We start from the raw sequence: 14,643 nt of genomic DNA, 5'->3' as shown, positions 1-14,643 counted from the left end.
GTCAGGCCGGCGACCAGGTCCCGTTGACGATCTTTTCCAGCCAGAAGGCGCCGATGATGGTCTTCACGTCGGTGATTTCGCCCGACTTCACCATCGCCATCAGTTCCGGCACCGTGGTCGTGAAGATTTCCAGGAACTCGCCTTCGTCCAGCCTGGCCTCGCCCGCAGTCAGCCCGCGCGCCAGGAACAGTTCCAAGTGCTCGTCGGAATAGGCGATCGCATTGTGGATGGTGCAGACGAAACGCCAGTCGGTGGCGGTGTAGCCGGTTTCTTCTTCCAGCTCGCGCTTGGCGCAGGCCAGGTGGTCCTCGCCCGGGTCGATTTTACCGGCCGGGAATTCGATGAAGACGCGGTCGTTCGGGTAGCGGAACTGGCGCTCGAGCAGCACGCGGCCGTCGTCGAGCAGCGGCAGGATCGTTACCGCGCCCGGATGGCGGATGTATTCGCGGTGAGTGACTTTGCCGTCCGGCAGTTGGATGCGGTCGCGCGAGACTTTGAGGAAATGCCCGTCGTAAGCCACTTCGCCGTCGAGGCGAACTTCCTTCAGGTGTTGCGAATCCATTGGACCCCTGTGTAGAGCGTTGATCGGAGAATCAGCGGCGCTTACGCAGATAGGTAAAGACAAATCCCGGAAACGCCAGCACGAGGAACAGGCAGCCGGTCACCGCATAGAACTCCCAGCCCTGGGCAAACACGTTGCCGATGCGGGATTCGAGCAGGTAGCCGACGAGGCCGACGAGGAAGTATAGAACAAGGAGCTCGAGCAGGCGCGCCACGAAGGGCTTGCGGCGCACCTGGCCGGTTTGCGCTGGCTTCAAGGAAACGACGCCGAACACGCGCTCGTTCGCAAACGGGAGGTTGGCGGCCAACAAGGCCACGACAACCACGATCCAGGCTGCGAACGAGACGTCCATCACATTACGACTTCAGGGTCAGCTGCATGGCCTGCAGGCAGGCGCTCAGCAAGGTGCCCGGGATCAGGCCCAGCAGCACGACCATGATGCCGTTGATCGACAGCGCGACGCGCATGTCGCCGTGGGTGACGATCGGGCTGTTGTCGGCCGCTTCGTCGAACCACATCGTCTTGACGACGCGCAGGTAGTAGAAGGCGCCGATCAGCGAGAACAGCACGGCGACCACGGCCAGCCAGACCGCGCCGGTGTTGGCGACGGCCTGCAGCACTGCCCACTTGGCCATGAAGCCCATCATCGGCGGCACGCCGGCCAGCGAGAACATCAGGATGGTCATGACGACGGCGAACCACGGGCTGCGGCGGCCCAGGCCCTTGAAGTCGGCGATCTGCTCGGCTTCGAAGCCCGAACGCGCCAGCATCATGATCAGACCGAAGGCGCCCAGCGTGGTCAGCACGTAGGTGATCGAGTAGTACATGGCCGAGCTGTAGGCGGCGCCCATGTTCGAGCGGTCCTCGCCCACCACGCCGGCCAGCATGCCCAGCAGCACGAAGCCCATCTGGGCGATCGTCGAGTAGGCCAGCATACGCTTGATGTTGGTCTGGGCGATCGCGGTCAGGTTACCGATTGCCAGCGACAGCACGGCCAGCACCAGCAGCATCTGCTGCCAGTCGTAGGCCATCTGGCCCAGGCCCTCGACCAGGATGCGCAGCACCATGGCGAACGATGCCAGTTTCGGCGCGCCACCCAGCAGCAGGGTCACGGCGGTCGGCGAACCCTGGTAGACGTCCGGCACCCACATGTGGAACGGCACGGCGCCCAGCTTGAAGGCCATGCCGGCCACCAGGAACACCAGGCCGAACACGAGGATCGTGCTGTTGGCGCCGGTTGCGGCACGGGCGGCGATTTCGTTCAGGTCGAGCGAACCGGTGGCGCCGTAGATCATCGAGATACCGTAGAGCATGAAGCCCGAAGCCAGCGAACCCAGCACGAAGTACTTCATCGATGCTTCGGTCGAGATCGCATGGTCGCGGCGCAGTGCCACCAGCGCGTACAGCGACAGCGACATGAGTTCCAGGCCCAGGTAGATCGACAGCATGCTGTTACCCGAGATCATGATCATCTGGCCCAGCATCGAGAACAGCGCGAGCACGTAGAACTCGCCGCCCAGGTTCCCCGAGAGCATGCCGCGCTCGGTCGCGTACTGGCGCGAATACACCAGGGTGACGCCCACCGCGAGGTAGGTGAACAGTTTCAGCAGGTTCGACATCGGATCCGACACGTACATGTTGTTGAACGTGTAGACCGTGGTGCCGGCGTTGTAGTCGGCCCAGCTGAAGACGGCGCAACCGACCAGGGTCAGCAGCGACAGCCAGTAGGTGATGTTACGACGCGTGCCCTTCAGGTACATGTCGATCAGCAGGATCGCGGAAGCCGCGATCAGCAGGAAGATTTCGGCGTAGACCGGCACCAGGTTGGTGTCGACTGCCGGTAATAAAGTGTTGTTCATGGCGTTGAAGTCGATTTATTGAGGCAGCTTGCTGACCGAGACGTGCTGCAGCAGGTCGGCCACCGAGGTTTGCAGCGTCTCGGCGATCGGCGCTGGATACAGGCCCATGTACAGCGTGGCGATGGCCAGCACGGCCAGGATCGCGAATTCGCGCTTGTTCAGGTCGACCAGTTCGGCGACGTGTTGATTGCCAATCGGGCCGAACACGACGCGCTTGACCATCCACAGCGAGTAGGCGGCGCCCAGGATCAGCGCGGTACCCGCGGCCAGGCCGGTCCAGAAGTTGAACTGCACCGAACCCAGGATGACCATGAATTCGCCGATGAAGCCCGAGGTGGCCGGCAGGCCGGCGTTCGCCATCGAGAACAGCACGGCAAAGGCGGCGAACTTCGGCATCGTGTTGACGACACCGCCGTAGTCGGCGATTTCGCGCGAGTGAACGCGGTCATACAGCACGCCGATGCAGAGGAACATCGCGCCCGACACGAAGCCGTGCGAGATCGACTGCATCAGGCCGCCCTGCACGCCCATGTCGTTGAAGATGAAGAAGCCGAGGGTGACGAAACCCATGTGGGCGATCGACGAATAGGCGACCAGTTTCTTCATGTCCTTCTGGACCAGGGCCACCAGGCCGATGTAGATCACGGCGATCAGCGACAGCGCAATGACGACCGGCGCCAGGTAGTGCGAGGCGTCCGGGGTGATCGGCAGCGAGAAACGCAGGAAACCGTAGGCGCCCAGCTTCAGCATAATCGCGGCCAGCACGACGGAACCGCCGGTCGGCGCTTCCACGTGGGCGTCAGGCAGCCAGGTGTGCACCGGCCACATCGGCACCTTGACGGCGAAGGCCATGAAGAAGGCGATGAAGATCAGGATCTGTTCCTTCATGCCCAGCGGCTGCAGGTGCCACTTCTGGATGTCGAAGGTGCCCGAGACGTTGTACAGGTAGATGATCGCGACCAGGGTCAGCAGCGAGCCGAAGAACGTGTACAGGAAGAACTTGAATGCCGCGTACACGCGATTCGGGCCACCGAAGACGCCGATGATGATGAACATCGGGATCAGGGTTGCTTCGAAGAAGAAGTAGAACAGCAGGCCGTCGAGCGAAGCGAACACGCCGATCATCAGGCCCGACAGCAGCAGGAAGGAGCCCATGTACTGCGACACGCGTTCCTGGATGACTTCCCAGGCCGCCACGATCACGATGATGTTGATGAAGGCCGTCAGCGGAATGAACCACAGCGACAGGCCATCCACACCGAGACGGTAGAAGATGTTGAAGGTGTCGATCCACGGCGCCATTTCATAGAACTGCATGCCATGGGCGGCGTTGTCGAAGTTCGTGATCAGCGGGATCGTCGGCAGGAAGCTGACGACCGCGCCGACCAGCGACAGCAGGCGGGCGAAGCCCGCGTTCTTGTCGCGTCCCACGGCGAGCACGAGCACGCCGAACAGGATCGGGAGCCAGATAGCCAGGCTCAGGTAAGGAGGAAATGTAGAGATCGTAGACTGCATCATTTGTCTTTTTCTTTGCCTGTGATTAGCGCCAGAACGGGAAGAAGTACAGCAGGGTCGCCATGACGCCCACGATCATCACGAACGCGTAGTGATAGATGTAACCCGTCTGGAAGGTACGGGTGATCAGCGAGAACCAGCCCACCAGCTTGGCCGAACCGTTGACCAGCAGGCCATCGATCAGCGCACGGTCGCCGCCCTTCCACAGGCCGGTACCGACGGCGCGTGCGCCGCCCGCGAACACTGCCTGGTTGAACTTGTCCATGTAGTACTTGTTGTCCAGCAGGGTGTGCAGGAACTTGAACTTGTTGTAGAACCAGGCTGGCACGCGCGGGTTGATCATGTAGCAGTAGTAGGCCAGGGCCACGCCGGCCAGGGCCAGCCAGAACGGTGCCGTGGTCAGGCCGTGGGTCGCCATGCCGACCGCGCCGTGGAATTCTTCGCGCAGGGTTTCCATCGCCGGGTGGTTTTCGCCGACGAAGATCACGCCCTTGAAGAAGTCGCCGTGCAGCATCGGGCCGATGGCCAGGAAACCGATGATGACCGACGGGATCGCCAGCAGGATCAGCGGCAGGGTCACGACCAGCGGCGACTCGTGCGGCTTGTCGCCCGGCTGCAGGCCGTGGTGGTGGTGATCGTCACCGGCGTGATCGTCTTCCTCGTTGTGGGCGTCCGAATCGTGGCCGTGGCTATGCGGCGCCGGGTGGTTCCAGCGCGACTCGCCGTGGAACACCAGGAAGTACATGCGGAACGAGTAGAAGGCGGTAACAAAAACGCCTGCCAGCACGGCGAAGTAGGCAAAGCCGGCGCCCGGGATGTTCGAGGCGTGCACCGCTTCGATGATCGAGTCCTTCGAGTAGAAACCGGCGAAGAACGGGGTACCGATCAGGGCCAGCGAGCCGAGCAGCGAGGTGATCCAGGTGATCGGCATGTACTTGCGCAGGCCGCCCATGTTGCGCATGTCCTGGTCGTGGTGCATGCCGATGATGACCGAACCGGCGCCCAGGAACAGCAGTGCCTTGAAGAACGCGTGGGTCATCAGGTGGAACACGGCCACCGAGTAGGCCGAGGCGCCCAGGGCGACGGTCATGTAGCCCAGCTGCGACAGGGTCGAGTACGCGACCACGCGCTTGATGTCGTTCTGGATGATGCCCAGGAAGCCCATGAACAGCGCGGTGATGGCGCCGATGACGATGATGAAGGACAGCGCGCCGTCCGACAGTTCGAACAGCGGCGACATGCGCGACACCATGAAGATGCCGGCGGTAACCATCGTTGCGGCGTGGATCAGTGCCGAGATCGGGGTCGGGCCTTCCATCGAGTCAGGCAGCCAGACGTGCAGCGGGAACTGCGCCGACTTGCCCATCGCGCCGATGAACAGGCAGATACAGGCGGCGGTCAGCAGCGGCCAGCCGATGCCGGGCACCGTCATGCCGACCAGCTTGTCGGCCTGGGCGAAGGTTTCGCCGTAGTGCATCGTGCCCGACGCGGCCAGCAGCAGGCCGATACCGAGGATGAAGCCGAAGTCGCCGACGCGGTTGACCAGGAAGGCCTTCATGTTGGCGAAGATCGCGGTCGGACGGGTGTACCAGAAGCCGATCAGGAGATACGACACCAGGCCCACCGCTTCCCAGCCGAAGAACAGCTGCAGGAAGTTGTTCGACATGACCAGCATCAGCATCGAGAAGGTGAACAGCGAGATGTACGAGAAGAAGCGGTTGTAGCCTTCGTCCTCGGCCATGTAGCCGATCGTGTAGATGTGGACCATCAGCGACACCGAAGTGACCACGCACATCATCATTGCCGACAGCGTGTCGATCTGGAAGCCGACCGCCAGTTTCACGGTACCGACCTGCATCCAGGTGTAGATGTCCTGGTTGAAGCTGGCGCCGTCGAGCACTGCCATCAGGGTCTGCACCGAGATGATCAGGGCGATCAGGACGCCGAGGATGGTTGCCGTGTGGGAGACCTTGCGGCCGACCACGTTACCAAGGAACTTGGTACCAAGCAGGCCGGCGATCGCCGAGCCCGCCAGCGGCGCCAGAGGCACCGCCAGTAACATTGAGGAAGAGAGTTGCCCCGCCATGTTGAACCTTAATCGTTATTGTTTATCTAGCCGAGACCGGTCAGCCCTTGAGGCTGTCGAGGTCTTCCACATTGATCGTGTCCAGGTTACGGAACAGGACCACCAGGATCGCCAGGCCGATCGCCGATTCGGCGGCCGCGACGGTCAAAATGAAGAACACGAAGATCTGCCCCGCCGCGTCGCCCAGGTAATGGGAGAACGCGACGAAGTTCAGGTTCACCGCCAGCAGCATCAGTTCGATGGCCATCAGCAGGATGATGATGTTCTTCCGGTTCAGGAAGATACCCACGATCGAGATTGCGAACAGGATCGCTCCCAGGACCAGGTAGTGTGCGAGCGATAAAGTCATGGGGTTTGCTCCTTGTTCTGCGCGGCGGCGGCGGCGGCAACGGCTGCTTCGTCGATGGCGCGCTGGTTCACCGCTTCCATCTTGACGATGCGCAGGCGGTCGTTACGCTTGACGCGGACAGCCGCGCCCGGATCGATGGCCTTGCTGTCCTTGCGCTTGCGCAGGGTCAGCGAGACGGCGGCGATGATACCCACCAGCAGGATCACGGCGGCCACTTCGAAGCCGTAGATGTACTTGGTGTAGATCAGGCGACCCAGTTCCTTGGTGCCGCCGATGTTCAGCGCGGCCGCTTCCGGGGTCTGGGCGAAGTTGCCGTAGCCATTCCACAGCACCAGGGCCATCTCGATGACGACGACGGCGCCGATGATCGAGGCCAGCGGCACATAGCCGAGGAAGCCTTCGCGCATGCGGTCGATATTAATGTCGAGCATCATGACGACGAACAGGAACAGCACCATGACGGCGCCGACGTAGACGAGCACCAGCACGATGGCCAGGAACTCGGCCTTCAGCAGCAGCCAGATACCGGCCGCGTTGAAGAAGGCGAGCACGAGGAACAGCGCGGCGTGCACCGGGTTCTTCGCGGTAATGACGCGCAACGCGGACAGCACCATGATGGCCGCGAAGACGTAGAACAAACCAGTTGTGAATTGCATGACTGACGGGACCTTTTCTTTTAACGGTACTTCGCGTCGGCCGCGCGAGCGGCAGCGATGTCGGCTTCGTAACGGTCGCCCACGGCCAGCAGCATCTCTTTGGTGTAGTAGAGATCGCCACGCTTTTCGCCGTGGTATTCCAGCACGTGGGTCTCGACGATCGAGTCGACCGGGCAGGACTCTTCGCAGAAGCCGCAGAAGATGCACTTGGTCAGGTCGATGTCGTAGCGCGTCGTGCGGCGGGTGCCGTCTTCGCGCTGCGCCGATTCGATCGTGATGGCCATCGCCGGGCACACCGCTTCGCACAGTTTGCAGGCGATGCAGCGCTCTTCCCCGTTCGGGTAGCGGCGCAGCGCGTGCAGGCCGCGGAAGCGGTTCGACATCGGCGTCTTCTCTTCCGGGTACTGCACGGTGATCTTGCGCGACAAGGCGTAGCGGCCCGTCAGGGCCAGCCCCTTGAACAGCTCGGACAGCATCAGGCTGCCGAGGATTTCTTTAATTCGGTTCATTTGAATGCGCTTCCTTACTTCCAGATATTCCAGGACGTCTGCATGACGCCGGCAACCAGCACCAGCCAGACCAGCGTGATTGGAATGAAGACTTTCCAGCCCAGGCGCATGATCTGGTCATAGCGGTAACGCGGGAAGGTGCCGCGGACCCAGATCATCATGGACACCAGCAGGAACATCTTCAGGAACAGCCAGAAGAAGCCGCCGAAGGCGCCGCCGAATTCCAGGAATGCGAACGGTGCGTGCCAGCCGCCCAGGAACATGATCGATGCCAGGGTGGCGATCAGGATCATGTTGGCGTATTCGGCCAGCATGAACATCGCGTAGGACATGCCCGAGTACTCGACCATGTGGCCGGCGACGATCTCCGACTCGCCTTCCACCACGTCGAACGGGTGGCGGTTGCACTCTGCCAGGCCGGAGACGAAATAGATGACGAACAGCGGCAGCAGCGGCAGCCAGTTCCACGACAGGAAGTTCAGGCCATTGCTTGCAGCCATGCCGACGGCCTGGCCGGCGACGATGTCCGAGAAGTTCAGGCTGCCCGAGACCATCAGCACCACGACCATCACGAAGCCCATCGGGATTTCGTACGAAATCATCTGGGCCGAGGCGCGCATCGCGCCCATGAACGAGTACTTCGAGTTCGAGGACCAGCCGGCGATGATGATGCCGTAGACTTCGATCGAGGTGATCGCCAGCAGCAGGAGCAGGCCGGCGTTGACGTTGGCCAGCGCCGCTTGCGGGCCGAAAGGCACGACCGACCAGGCGGCCAGGGCCGGCATGATGGTCATGATCGGGCCCAGCACGAAGAGCTTGGTGGTCGCCTTCGACGGGATCACGATCTCCTTCAGCAGCAACTTGACCGCATCGGCGATCGGCTGCAGCAAGCCGATCGGGCCCACGCGGTTCGGACCCACGCGGATCTGGATCCAGCCGATCAGCTTGCGCTCCCACAGGGTGGCGTAAGCGACCAGGCCCATCAGCGGCAGCAGCACGCACAGGATCTTGATCAGGGTCCAGGCCACTGGCCAGACCGGGCCCAGCAGCGCATCGCCGCCGGTGTAGACGTTATCGATAAAACCGGGCGTTGCCATTACTTGCCCTCCCCTGCTTTTTCAACATTAATGGAGCCAAACATCGCGCCGAGCGTGGCGGTGGCCGGGTGCGCGGCGGCGACGCGCACGACGTTCGCCGGCAGGCGGGCGTCGATGTCGGCGACCAGCAGCGCGCTGCCATTGCCTTGCGTGACCTTGACGACGTCGCCGGCGACCACGCCCAGCTTCTCGGCGAGCGCCTTCGGCAGGCGAGCCAGCGGCTGCTGGCCATCGGCCGTGCGCAGCAGTGGTTCCGAACGGCGCGCGATGGCGTCGGCGAAGTAGATCGGCACGTCGGCCAGGCGCTGCAGTGCGCCCTGCTCTTCCGAGCGCGAGGCTGCCGATGGCGCCAGCTTGGCCACGTTGTTCAGCTTGCTAGAGAGGTCGGTCACGCCTTTGCCCAGCGCTTCGTCGCGGATCGATTCGGCGGTGTCGTAATCAAAACCTTGCAGGCCGAGCAGGTTGCCCAGCACGCGCAGCACTTTCCAGGCCGGACGGGTCTCGCCCAGCGGCTTGACGGTACCGTTGAAGCTCTGTGCGCGGCCCTCGCAGTTGACGAAGGTGCCGGCGGTCTCGGTGAACGGCGAGATCGGCAGCAGCACGTCGGCGTAGTCCATGCCGTGCTTGAACGGCGACATGGCGACGACCATTTCGGCGCCGGCCAGCGCGGCGACTGCCTGCTGCGGATTCGCGGCATCCAGCTCCGGCTCGGCGTTAAGCAATACATAAGCTTTCTTCGGTACGCTGAACAGGTCGGCATTGGTGGTGGCGCCCACCAGGTAGCCGCCGACCGTGTTCGCGGCTTCGACGAAGGAACCGAACTTGGCGCCGGTCGCGTCGGCGATCCATTGCGCGGCGGCGTGGATCTTCGAGGCTTGCGGGTGGTGCGAAGCTGCGTTACCCAGCAGGACGGCGCCCGGGGTATCGCCGTCGATCGCGACCAGCGAGGCAGCGATGGCTTTCGCCACGTCGCCTGCCTGCACGCTCTCGAAGCCGGCTGGCGCCGAGACGTTCTTGGCGGCGGCCACGGCCGAGACGACTTCCGACAGCACGGCCAGCCAGTCGTTCGGCGCCGCGATCAGTTTATTCGCGGTCGGGATCAGGTTGTCCTCGTCCGAACCGTGCAGGATCGACAGCTTGGCGCCGCCCTTCACTGCCGTACGCAGGCGGGTTGCGACCAGCGGGTGGTCCTTGCGTAGGAAGGAACCGATGACGAAGGCGCGCTTGAGCGACGACAGTTCGGCGATCGGCATGCCCAGCCATGGGGTGACGGAACCGTCCAGGGCGAAGTCGCTCTGGCGCAGGCGGAAGTCGACGGCGTTCACGCCGAAGCCGCGCATGGCTTTGTTCAGCAGGAACAGTTCTTCGACGGTCGAGTGCGCGGTCGCGACGGCGGCGATGCTGTCGTTGCCGTGTTCGTGGCGGATGTTGCGCAGGCCGTGGGCGACGTATTCCAGCGCCGTCTGCCAGTCGGTTTCCTGCCACTGGCCGCCCTGCTTGATCATTGGATTGATCAGGCGGTCGGCATTGTCCAGGGCTTCGTACGAGAAGCGGTCTTTATCGGACAGCCAGCACTCGTTGATGTGTTCGTTTTCCAGCGGCAGCACGCGCATCACTTTACCGCCCTTGACCTGGACGATCAGGTTCGAGCCGAGCGAGTCGTGCGGCGACACCGATTTACGGCGCGACAGTTCCCATGGACGTGCGCTGTAACGGAAAGGCTTGCTGGTGAGCGCGCCGACCGGGCACAGGTCGATCATGTTGCCCGACACTTCCGAGTCGACGGTCTTGCCGACGAAAGTCGTGATTTCCGAGTGCTCGCCACGGCCCAGCATGCCGAATTCCATGACGCCGGCCACTTCCTGGCCAAAACGCACGCAGCGGGTGCACTGGATGCAGCGGCTCATCTCTTCCATCGAGATCAGCGGACCGGCTTCCTTCGGCGTCACCACGCGCTTTTCTTCGTTGTAGCGCGAGTTGCTCTTGCCGTAGCCGACGGCCAGATCCTGCAGCTGGCATTCGCCGCCCTGGTCGCAGATCGGGCAATCCAGCGGGTGGTTAATCAGCAGGAACTCCATGACCGACTTCTGCGCGGCCACAGCCTTGTCGCTGTGGGTACGCACGATCATGCCTGGCGTGACCGGGGTGGCGCAGGCCGGCATCGGCTTCGGCGCCTTTTCCACTTCGACCAGGCACATGCGGCAGTTCGCTGCGATCGACAGTTTCTTGTGATAGCAGAAGTGCGGGATATAGGTCCCGAGTTTGTTTGCGGCGTCCATCACCATGGAACCTGGTGCGACTTCGACTTTTTTGCCGTCTAATTCAATTTCAACCATTTGATCGTTACCTGACCTGGCTTAAAGGTATGCGGGCACGAGGCATTGCTTGTGCTCGATGTGATGAATGAATTCCTCGCGGAAGTTCTTGATCATGGCTTCCACCGGCATCGCGGCGGCTTCACCCAGGGCGCAAATCGTGCGGCCCTTGATGTTGAAGGCCACGTTGTTCAGCAGCTCGATGTCTTCCGGACGACCTTGTCCGTTTTCGATACGGTGCACCATGCGGTACAGCCAACCCGTGCCTTCACGGCAAGGCGTGCACTGGCCGCAGGATTCTTCGTAATAGAAGTAGGACAGGCGCAGCAGCGACTTGACCATGCAGCGCGTCTCGTCCATGACGATGACGGCGCCCGAACCCAGCATCGAGCCGGCCTTCGCGATCGAATCGTAGTCCATGTCGGTTTCCATCATGACTTCGCCGCGGATCACGGGAGCCGAGGAACCGCCTGGAATCACGGCCTTGATCTTCTTGCCGCCGCGCATGCCGCCGGCCAGCTCGAGCAGCTTGGCAAACGGGGTGCCCAGCGGGATCTCGTAGTTGCCCGGACGCTCGACGTCGCCCGAGATCGAGAAGATCTTGGTGCCGCCATTGTTCGGCTTGCCCATGCCCATGTAGTTCTCCGGGCCGACATTCATGATGAACGGCACGGCGGCGAAGGTCTCGGTGTTGTTGATGGTGGTCGGCTTGCCGTACAGGCCGAACGAGGCCGGGAAAGGCGGCTTGAAGCGTGGCTGGCCCTTCTTGCCTTCCAGCGACTCGAGCAGCGCGGTTTCTTCGCCGCAGATGTAGGCGCCGTAGCCATGGTGCGCGTGCAGCTGGAAGCTGAACGCCGAGCCCATGATGTTATCGCCCAGGAAGCCGGCGGCACGCGCCTCTTCCAGCGCCTCTTCGAAGCGCAGGTATTCCTGGAAGATCTCGCCGTGGATGTAGTTGTAGCCCACGGTGATGCCCATCGCGTAGGCGCCGATGGCCATGCCTTCGATCAGCGCGTGCGGGTTGTAGCGGATGATGTCGCGGTCCTTGAACGTACCCGGCTCGCCTTCATCGGTATTGCAGACGAGGTATTTCTGGCCAGGGAACTGGCGCGGCATGAAGCTCCACTTCAGGCCGGTCGGGAAACCGGCGCCGCCGCGGCCGCGCAGGCCCGAGGCCTTCAGGTCGGCAATGACTTGCTCCGGCGAGACGCCGCCTTCGAGGATACGGCGCAGGGCCGAATAGCCGCCGCGCTTGACGTAGTCTTCCAGGTGCCAGTTTTCGCCGTTCAGATCCTTCAGGATCAGCGGGTTGATGTGACGGTCGTGCAGGCTGGTCATTGCTTCGCTTCCTTCAGTTCTTCCACCAGGGCGTCGATCTTGTCGTTGCTCATGAACGAGCACATGCGGTGGTTGTTCACCAGCATGACCGGCGCGTCGCCGCAGGCGCCCATGCACTCGCCTTCCATCACGGTGAACTGGCCGTCTTCGGTGGTGCCGCGGAACTCGACGCCGAGTTTTTGCATCAGGTGGTGCGCGGCGCGCTCGCCGCCCGACAGCGCGCACGGCAGGTTGGTGCACACGGTGATCTTGTGCTTGCCGACCGGGCGGGTGTTGTACATGTTGTAGAAGGTCGCCACTTCCTGCACGGCGATGGCCGGCATGCCGATGTAGTCGGCGATTTCCTGCATGGTGTCGGGCGACAGCCAGCCCAGTTCGACCTGGGCGTGGGCCAGCGCGGCCATCACGGCCGACTGGCGCTGGTCGGCCGGGTACTTGGCCAACTCGCGGTCGATTTTTTTATAGCACTGCTCAGATAACAACATAATCTTTTCTGCCTTTCGGACTTATCGGTCGATGGAACCGAAAACGATGTCTTGGGTGCCGATGATCGTGACGGCGTCGGCGATCATGTGGCCACGCGCCATCTCGTCCAGGCTCTGCAGGTGCGCATAGTCGGGCGTGCGGATCTTCAGGCGGTATGGCTTGTTGGCGCCGTCGGAGACGATGTAGATGCCGAACTCGCCCTTCGGGTGCTCGACCGCCGCATAGGCCTCGCCCGGCGGGACGTGGAAGCCTTCGGTGAACAGCTTGAAGTGGTGGATCAGCGATTCCATGTTCGACTTCATCTCTTCGCGCGCAGGCGGGACGATCTTGTGGTTGTCGATCATCACCGGACCCTGGTTCGCGCGCAGCCAGGTAATGCACTGCTTGATGATGCGGTTCGACTGGCGCATTTCTTCCACGCGCACCAGGTAGCGGTCGTAGGAGTCGCCGTTGGTGCCCACAGGGATGTCGAAGTCCAGCTTGTCGTACACGGCGTACGGCTGGGTCTTGCGCAGGTCCCAGGCGATGCCCGAGCCGCGCAGCATGGCGCCGGTGAAGCCCATGGCCTTCGCATCTTCCGGCGAGACGACGCCGATACCGACGGTACGCTGCTTCCAGATACGGTTATCGGTCAGCAGGGTCTCGTATTCGTCGACGTAGCCGTCGAAGCGCTTGGTGAAGGCTTCGATGAAGTCGAGCACGGAGCCCTGGCGGTCTTCGTTCAGCTTGTCGATCGCTTTCTTGCTGCGGATGATCGATTCGCGGTGCTGCGGCATGGTGTCCGGCAGGTCGCGATACACGCCGCCCGGACGGTAGTAGGCCGCATGCATGCGCGCGCCCGAGACGGCTTCATAGACGTCGAACAGGTCTTCGCGGTCGCGGAAGGCGTACAGGAACGGACCCATGGCGCCGATGTCGAGCGCGTGCGCGCCCAGCCACATCAGGTGGTTCAGCAGGCGCGTGATTTCGTCGAACATGACGCGGATGTACTGGGCGCGCACCGGCGCTTCGATGCCCAGCAGCTTCTCGATGGCCAGCACGTAGCCGTGCTCGTTGCACATCATCGAGACGTAGTCGAGGCGGTCCATGTACGGCACCGACTGCAGGTAGGTGCGGGTCTCGGCCAGCTTCTCGGTGCCGCGGTGCAGCAGGCCGATGTGCGGGTCGGCGCGCTGGATCACTTCGCCGTCCAGTTCCAGCACGAGACGCAGCACGCCGTGCGCTGCCGGGTGCTGCGGACCAAAGTTCAGGGTGTAATTCTTAAGCTCAGCCATTATTTCATCCCGTAGGTTTCTTCGCGGATCACGCGCGGAATGTTTTCACGCGGCTCGATCGTCACGGGTTGGTAGATCACGCGCTTCTGCTCGGGGTCGTAGCGCATTTCGACGTAGCCCGAGATCGGGAAGTCCTTGCGGAACGGGTGGCCGATGAAGCCATAGTCGGTCAGGATGCGGCGCAGGTCGCCATGACCGTCGAACAGGATGCCGAACAGGTCGAAGGCTTCGCGCTCGTACCAGTTGGCGGCGCGCCAGATGCCGGTGATCGATTCGACGATCGGCATCTCGTCGTCCGGGCAGAACACGCGCACGCGGACGCGCCAGTTATTTGCCAGCGACAGCAGGTGGGTGGTGACCGCGTAGCGCGGGCCGTCCCAGGTGCCTTCCCCATATTGGGAGTAGTCGACGCCGCAGAGGTCGATCATTTCCTCGAATGCGAGGGTCGGATCGTCGCGCAGGGTCTGCATCGATTTGATGTAATCGGCGGCCTTGACCACCACGGTCACTTCGCCGAGCGCTGCCGTAATGACGGCGCCCTCGCCCAGGGCTTTTTCCAGGGCGAGTTGGAGGACTTCGAGTTTTGTCGTCATGGTG

Annotated in this window: 14 protein-coding genes; all 14 read right to left on the bottom strand. The window is 62.6% G+C overall.

The window, feature by feature from the left end; genetic code table 11:
* Position 1: 1 nt before the first annotated feature.
* Genes C2862_RS02615 through C2862_RS02550 form a run of 14 tightly spaced genes read right to left on the bottom strand, consistent with a single transcriptional unit; the run spans position 2 to position 14,639 of the window.
* A complete protein-coding gene (locus C2862_RS02615) occupies positions 2–562 on the bottom strand; it encodes an NUDIX domain-containing protein (protein ID WP_136218563.1) in 561 nt (186 codons plus the stop codon).
* A gap of 31 nt (positions 563–593) precedes the next feature.
* Entirely contained in the window at positions 594–914 is a 321-nt protein-coding gene (locus C2862_RS02610) for a DUF2818 family protein (RefSeq protein ID WP_136218562.1), read from the bottom strand.
* 4 nt (positions 915–918) lie between these two features.
* The gene (gene nuoN / locus C2862_RS02605) at positions 919–2,421 is read right to left on the bottom strand and encodes an NADH-quinone oxidoreductase subunit NuoN (RefSeq protein ID WP_136218561.1); all 1,503 of its coding nucleotides are present in this window, start codon (positions 2,419–2,421) and stop codon (positions 919–921) included.
* A 15-nt stretch (positions 2,422–2,436) separates the two neighbouring features.
* Positions 2,437–3,939, bottom strand: coding sequence for an NADH-quinone oxidoreductase subunit M (locus C2862_RS02600; protein ID WP_136218560.1), 1,503 nt, complete (start codon positions 3,937–3,939; stop codon positions 2,437–2,439).
* A 22-nt stretch (positions 3,940–3,961) separates the two neighbouring features.
* Complete coding sequence (gene nuoL / locus C2862_RS02595; RefSeq protein WP_136218559.1) at positions 3,962–6,022, bottom strand: NADH-quinone oxidoreductase subunit L; 2,061 nt, start codon at positions 6,020–6,022, stop codon at positions 3,962–3,964.
* Positions 6,023–6,062: 40 nt separating this feature from the next.
* On the bottom strand, positions 6,063–6,371 hold the full coding sequence (gene nuoK, locus C2862_RS02590; RefSeq protein ID WP_136218558.1) for an NADH-quinone oxidoreductase subunit NuoK: 309 nt from the start codon (positions 6,369–6,371) through the stop codon (positions 6,063–6,065).
* The gene (locus C2862_RS02585; protein WP_136218557.1) at positions 6,368–7,027 is read right to left on the bottom strand and encodes an NADH-quinone oxidoreductase subunit J; all 660 of its coding nucleotides are present in this window, start codon (positions 7,025–7,027) and stop codon (positions 6,368–6,370) included. Before C2862_RS02585 ends, nuoK begins: the two co-directional genes overlap by 4 nt.
* A 20-nt stretch (positions 7,028–7,047) precedes the next feature.
* On the bottom strand, positions 7,048–7,536 hold the full coding sequence (nuoI, locus tag C2862_RS02580) for an NADH-quinone oxidoreductase subunit NuoI (RefSeq protein WP_136218556.1): 489 nt from the start codon (positions 7,534–7,536) through the stop codon (positions 7,048–7,050).
* A gap of 14 nt (positions 7,537–7,550) precedes the next feature.
* Positions 7,551–8,633 (bottom strand): NADH-quinone oxidoreductase subunit NuoH, encoded by a 1,083-nt coding sequence (gene nuoH / locus C2862_RS02575; protein ID WP_136218555.1) that lies wholly within the window; start codon positions 8,631–8,633, stop codon positions 7,551–7,553.
* Complete coding sequence (gene nuoG / locus C2862_RS02570) at positions 8,633–10,969, bottom strand: NADH-quinone oxidoreductase subunit NuoG (protein WP_136218554.1); 2,337 nt, start codon at positions 10,967–10,969, stop codon at positions 8,633–8,635. Before nuoG ends, nuoH begins: the two co-directional genes overlap by 1 nt.
* 21 nt (positions 10,970–10,990) lie before the next feature.
* Complete coding sequence (nuoF, locus tag C2862_RS02565; protein ID WP_136218553.1) at positions 10,991–12,286, bottom strand: NADH-quinone oxidoreductase subunit NuoF; 1,296 nt, start codon at positions 12,284–12,286, stop codon at positions 10,991–10,993.
* Positions 12,283–12,771, bottom strand: a complete 489-nt coding sequence (gene nuoE, locus C2862_RS02560; RefSeq protein WP_136218552.1) for an NADH-quinone oxidoreductase subunit NuoE — start codon at positions 12,769–12,771, stop codon at positions 12,283–12,285. The genes nuoF and nuoE overlap by 4 nt, the downstream gene beginning before the upstream one ends.
* A gap of 21 nt (positions 12,772–12,792) precedes the next feature.
* Complete coding sequence (locus C2862_RS02555; RefSeq protein ID WP_136218551.1) at positions 12,793–14,046, bottom strand: NADH-quinone oxidoreductase subunit D; 1,254 nt, start codon at positions 14,044–14,046, stop codon at positions 12,793–12,795.
* Complete coding sequence (locus C2862_RS02550; RefSeq protein WP_136218550.1) at positions 14,046–14,639, bottom strand: NADH-quinone oxidoreductase subunit C; 594 nt, start codon at positions 14,637–14,639, stop codon at positions 14,046–14,048. The genes C2862_RS02555 and C2862_RS02550 overlap by 1 nt, the downstream gene beginning before the upstream one ends.
* Positions 14,640–14,643: the final 4 nt, after the last annotated feature.

The organism is Massilia sp. Mn16-1_5 (genome assembly GCF_004798585.1).
In the GTDB taxonomy this organism is placed as follows: Bacteria; Pseudomonadota; Gammaproteobacteria; order Burkholderiales; family Burkholderiaceae_D; genus Telluria.
This window is presented reverse-complemented; position numbering and strand designations above follow the sequence as displayed.

What these genes read in the sequence shown, in the direction of transcription:
- C2862_RS02615 (WP_136218563.1), bottom strand. Translation starts at nt 562, where the DNA reads ATGGATTCGCAACACCTGAAGGAAGTTCGCCTCGACGGCGAAGTGGCT.
- C2862_RS02610 (WP_136218562.1), bottom strand. Translation starts at nt 914, where the DNA reads ATGGACGTCTCGTTCGCAGCCTGGATCGTGGTTGTCGTGGCCTTGTTG.
- nuoN (WP_136218561.1), bottom strand. Translation starts at nt 2,421, where the DNA reads ATGAACAACACTTTATTACCGGCAGTCGACACCAACCTGGTGCCGGTC.
- C2862_RS02600 (WP_136218560.1), bottom strand. Translation starts at nt 3,939, where the DNA reads ATGATGCAGTCTACGATCTCTACATTTCCTCCTTACCTGAGCCTGGCT.
- nuoL (WP_136218559.1), bottom strand. Translation starts at nt 6,022, where the DNA reads ATGGCGGGGCAACTCTCTTCCTCAATGTTACTGGCGGTGCCTCTGGCG.
- nuoK (WP_136218558.1), bottom strand. Translation starts at nt 6,371, where the DNA reads ATGACTTTATCGCTCGCACACTACCTGGTCCTGGGAGCGATCCTGTTC.
- C2862_RS02585 (WP_136218557.1), bottom strand. Translation starts at nt 7,027, where the DNA reads ATGCAATTCACAACTGGTTTGTTCTACGTCTTCGCGGCCATCATGGTG.
- nuoI (WP_136218556.1), bottom strand. Translation starts at nt 7,536, where the DNA reads ATGAACCGAATTAAAGAAATCCTCGGCAGCCTGATGCTGTCCGAGCTG.
- nuoH (WP_136218555.1), bottom strand. Translation starts at nt 8,633, where the DNA reads ATGGCAACGCCCGGTTTTATCGATAACGTCTACACCGGCGGCGATGCG.
- nuoG (WP_136218554.1), bottom strand. Translation starts at nt 10,969, where the DNA reads ATGGTTGAAATTGAATTAGACGGCAAAAAAGTCGAAGTCGCACCAGGT.
- nuoF (WP_136218553.1), bottom strand. Translation starts at nt 12,286, where the DNA reads ATGACCAGCCTGCACGACCGTCACATCAACCCGCTGATCCTGAAGGAT.
- nuoE (WP_136218552.1), bottom strand. Translation starts at nt 12,771, where the DNA reads ATGTTGTTATCTGAGCAGTGCTATAAAAAAATCGACCGCGAGTTGGCC.
- C2862_RS02555 (WP_136218551.1), bottom strand. Translation starts at nt 14,046, where the DNA reads ATGGCTGAGCTTAAGAATTACACCCTGAACTTTGGTCCGCAGCACCCG.
- C2862_RS02550 (WP_136218550.1), bottom strand. Translation starts at nt 14,639, where the DNA reads ATGACGACAAAACTCGAAGTCCTCCAACTCGCCCTGGAAAAAGCCCTG.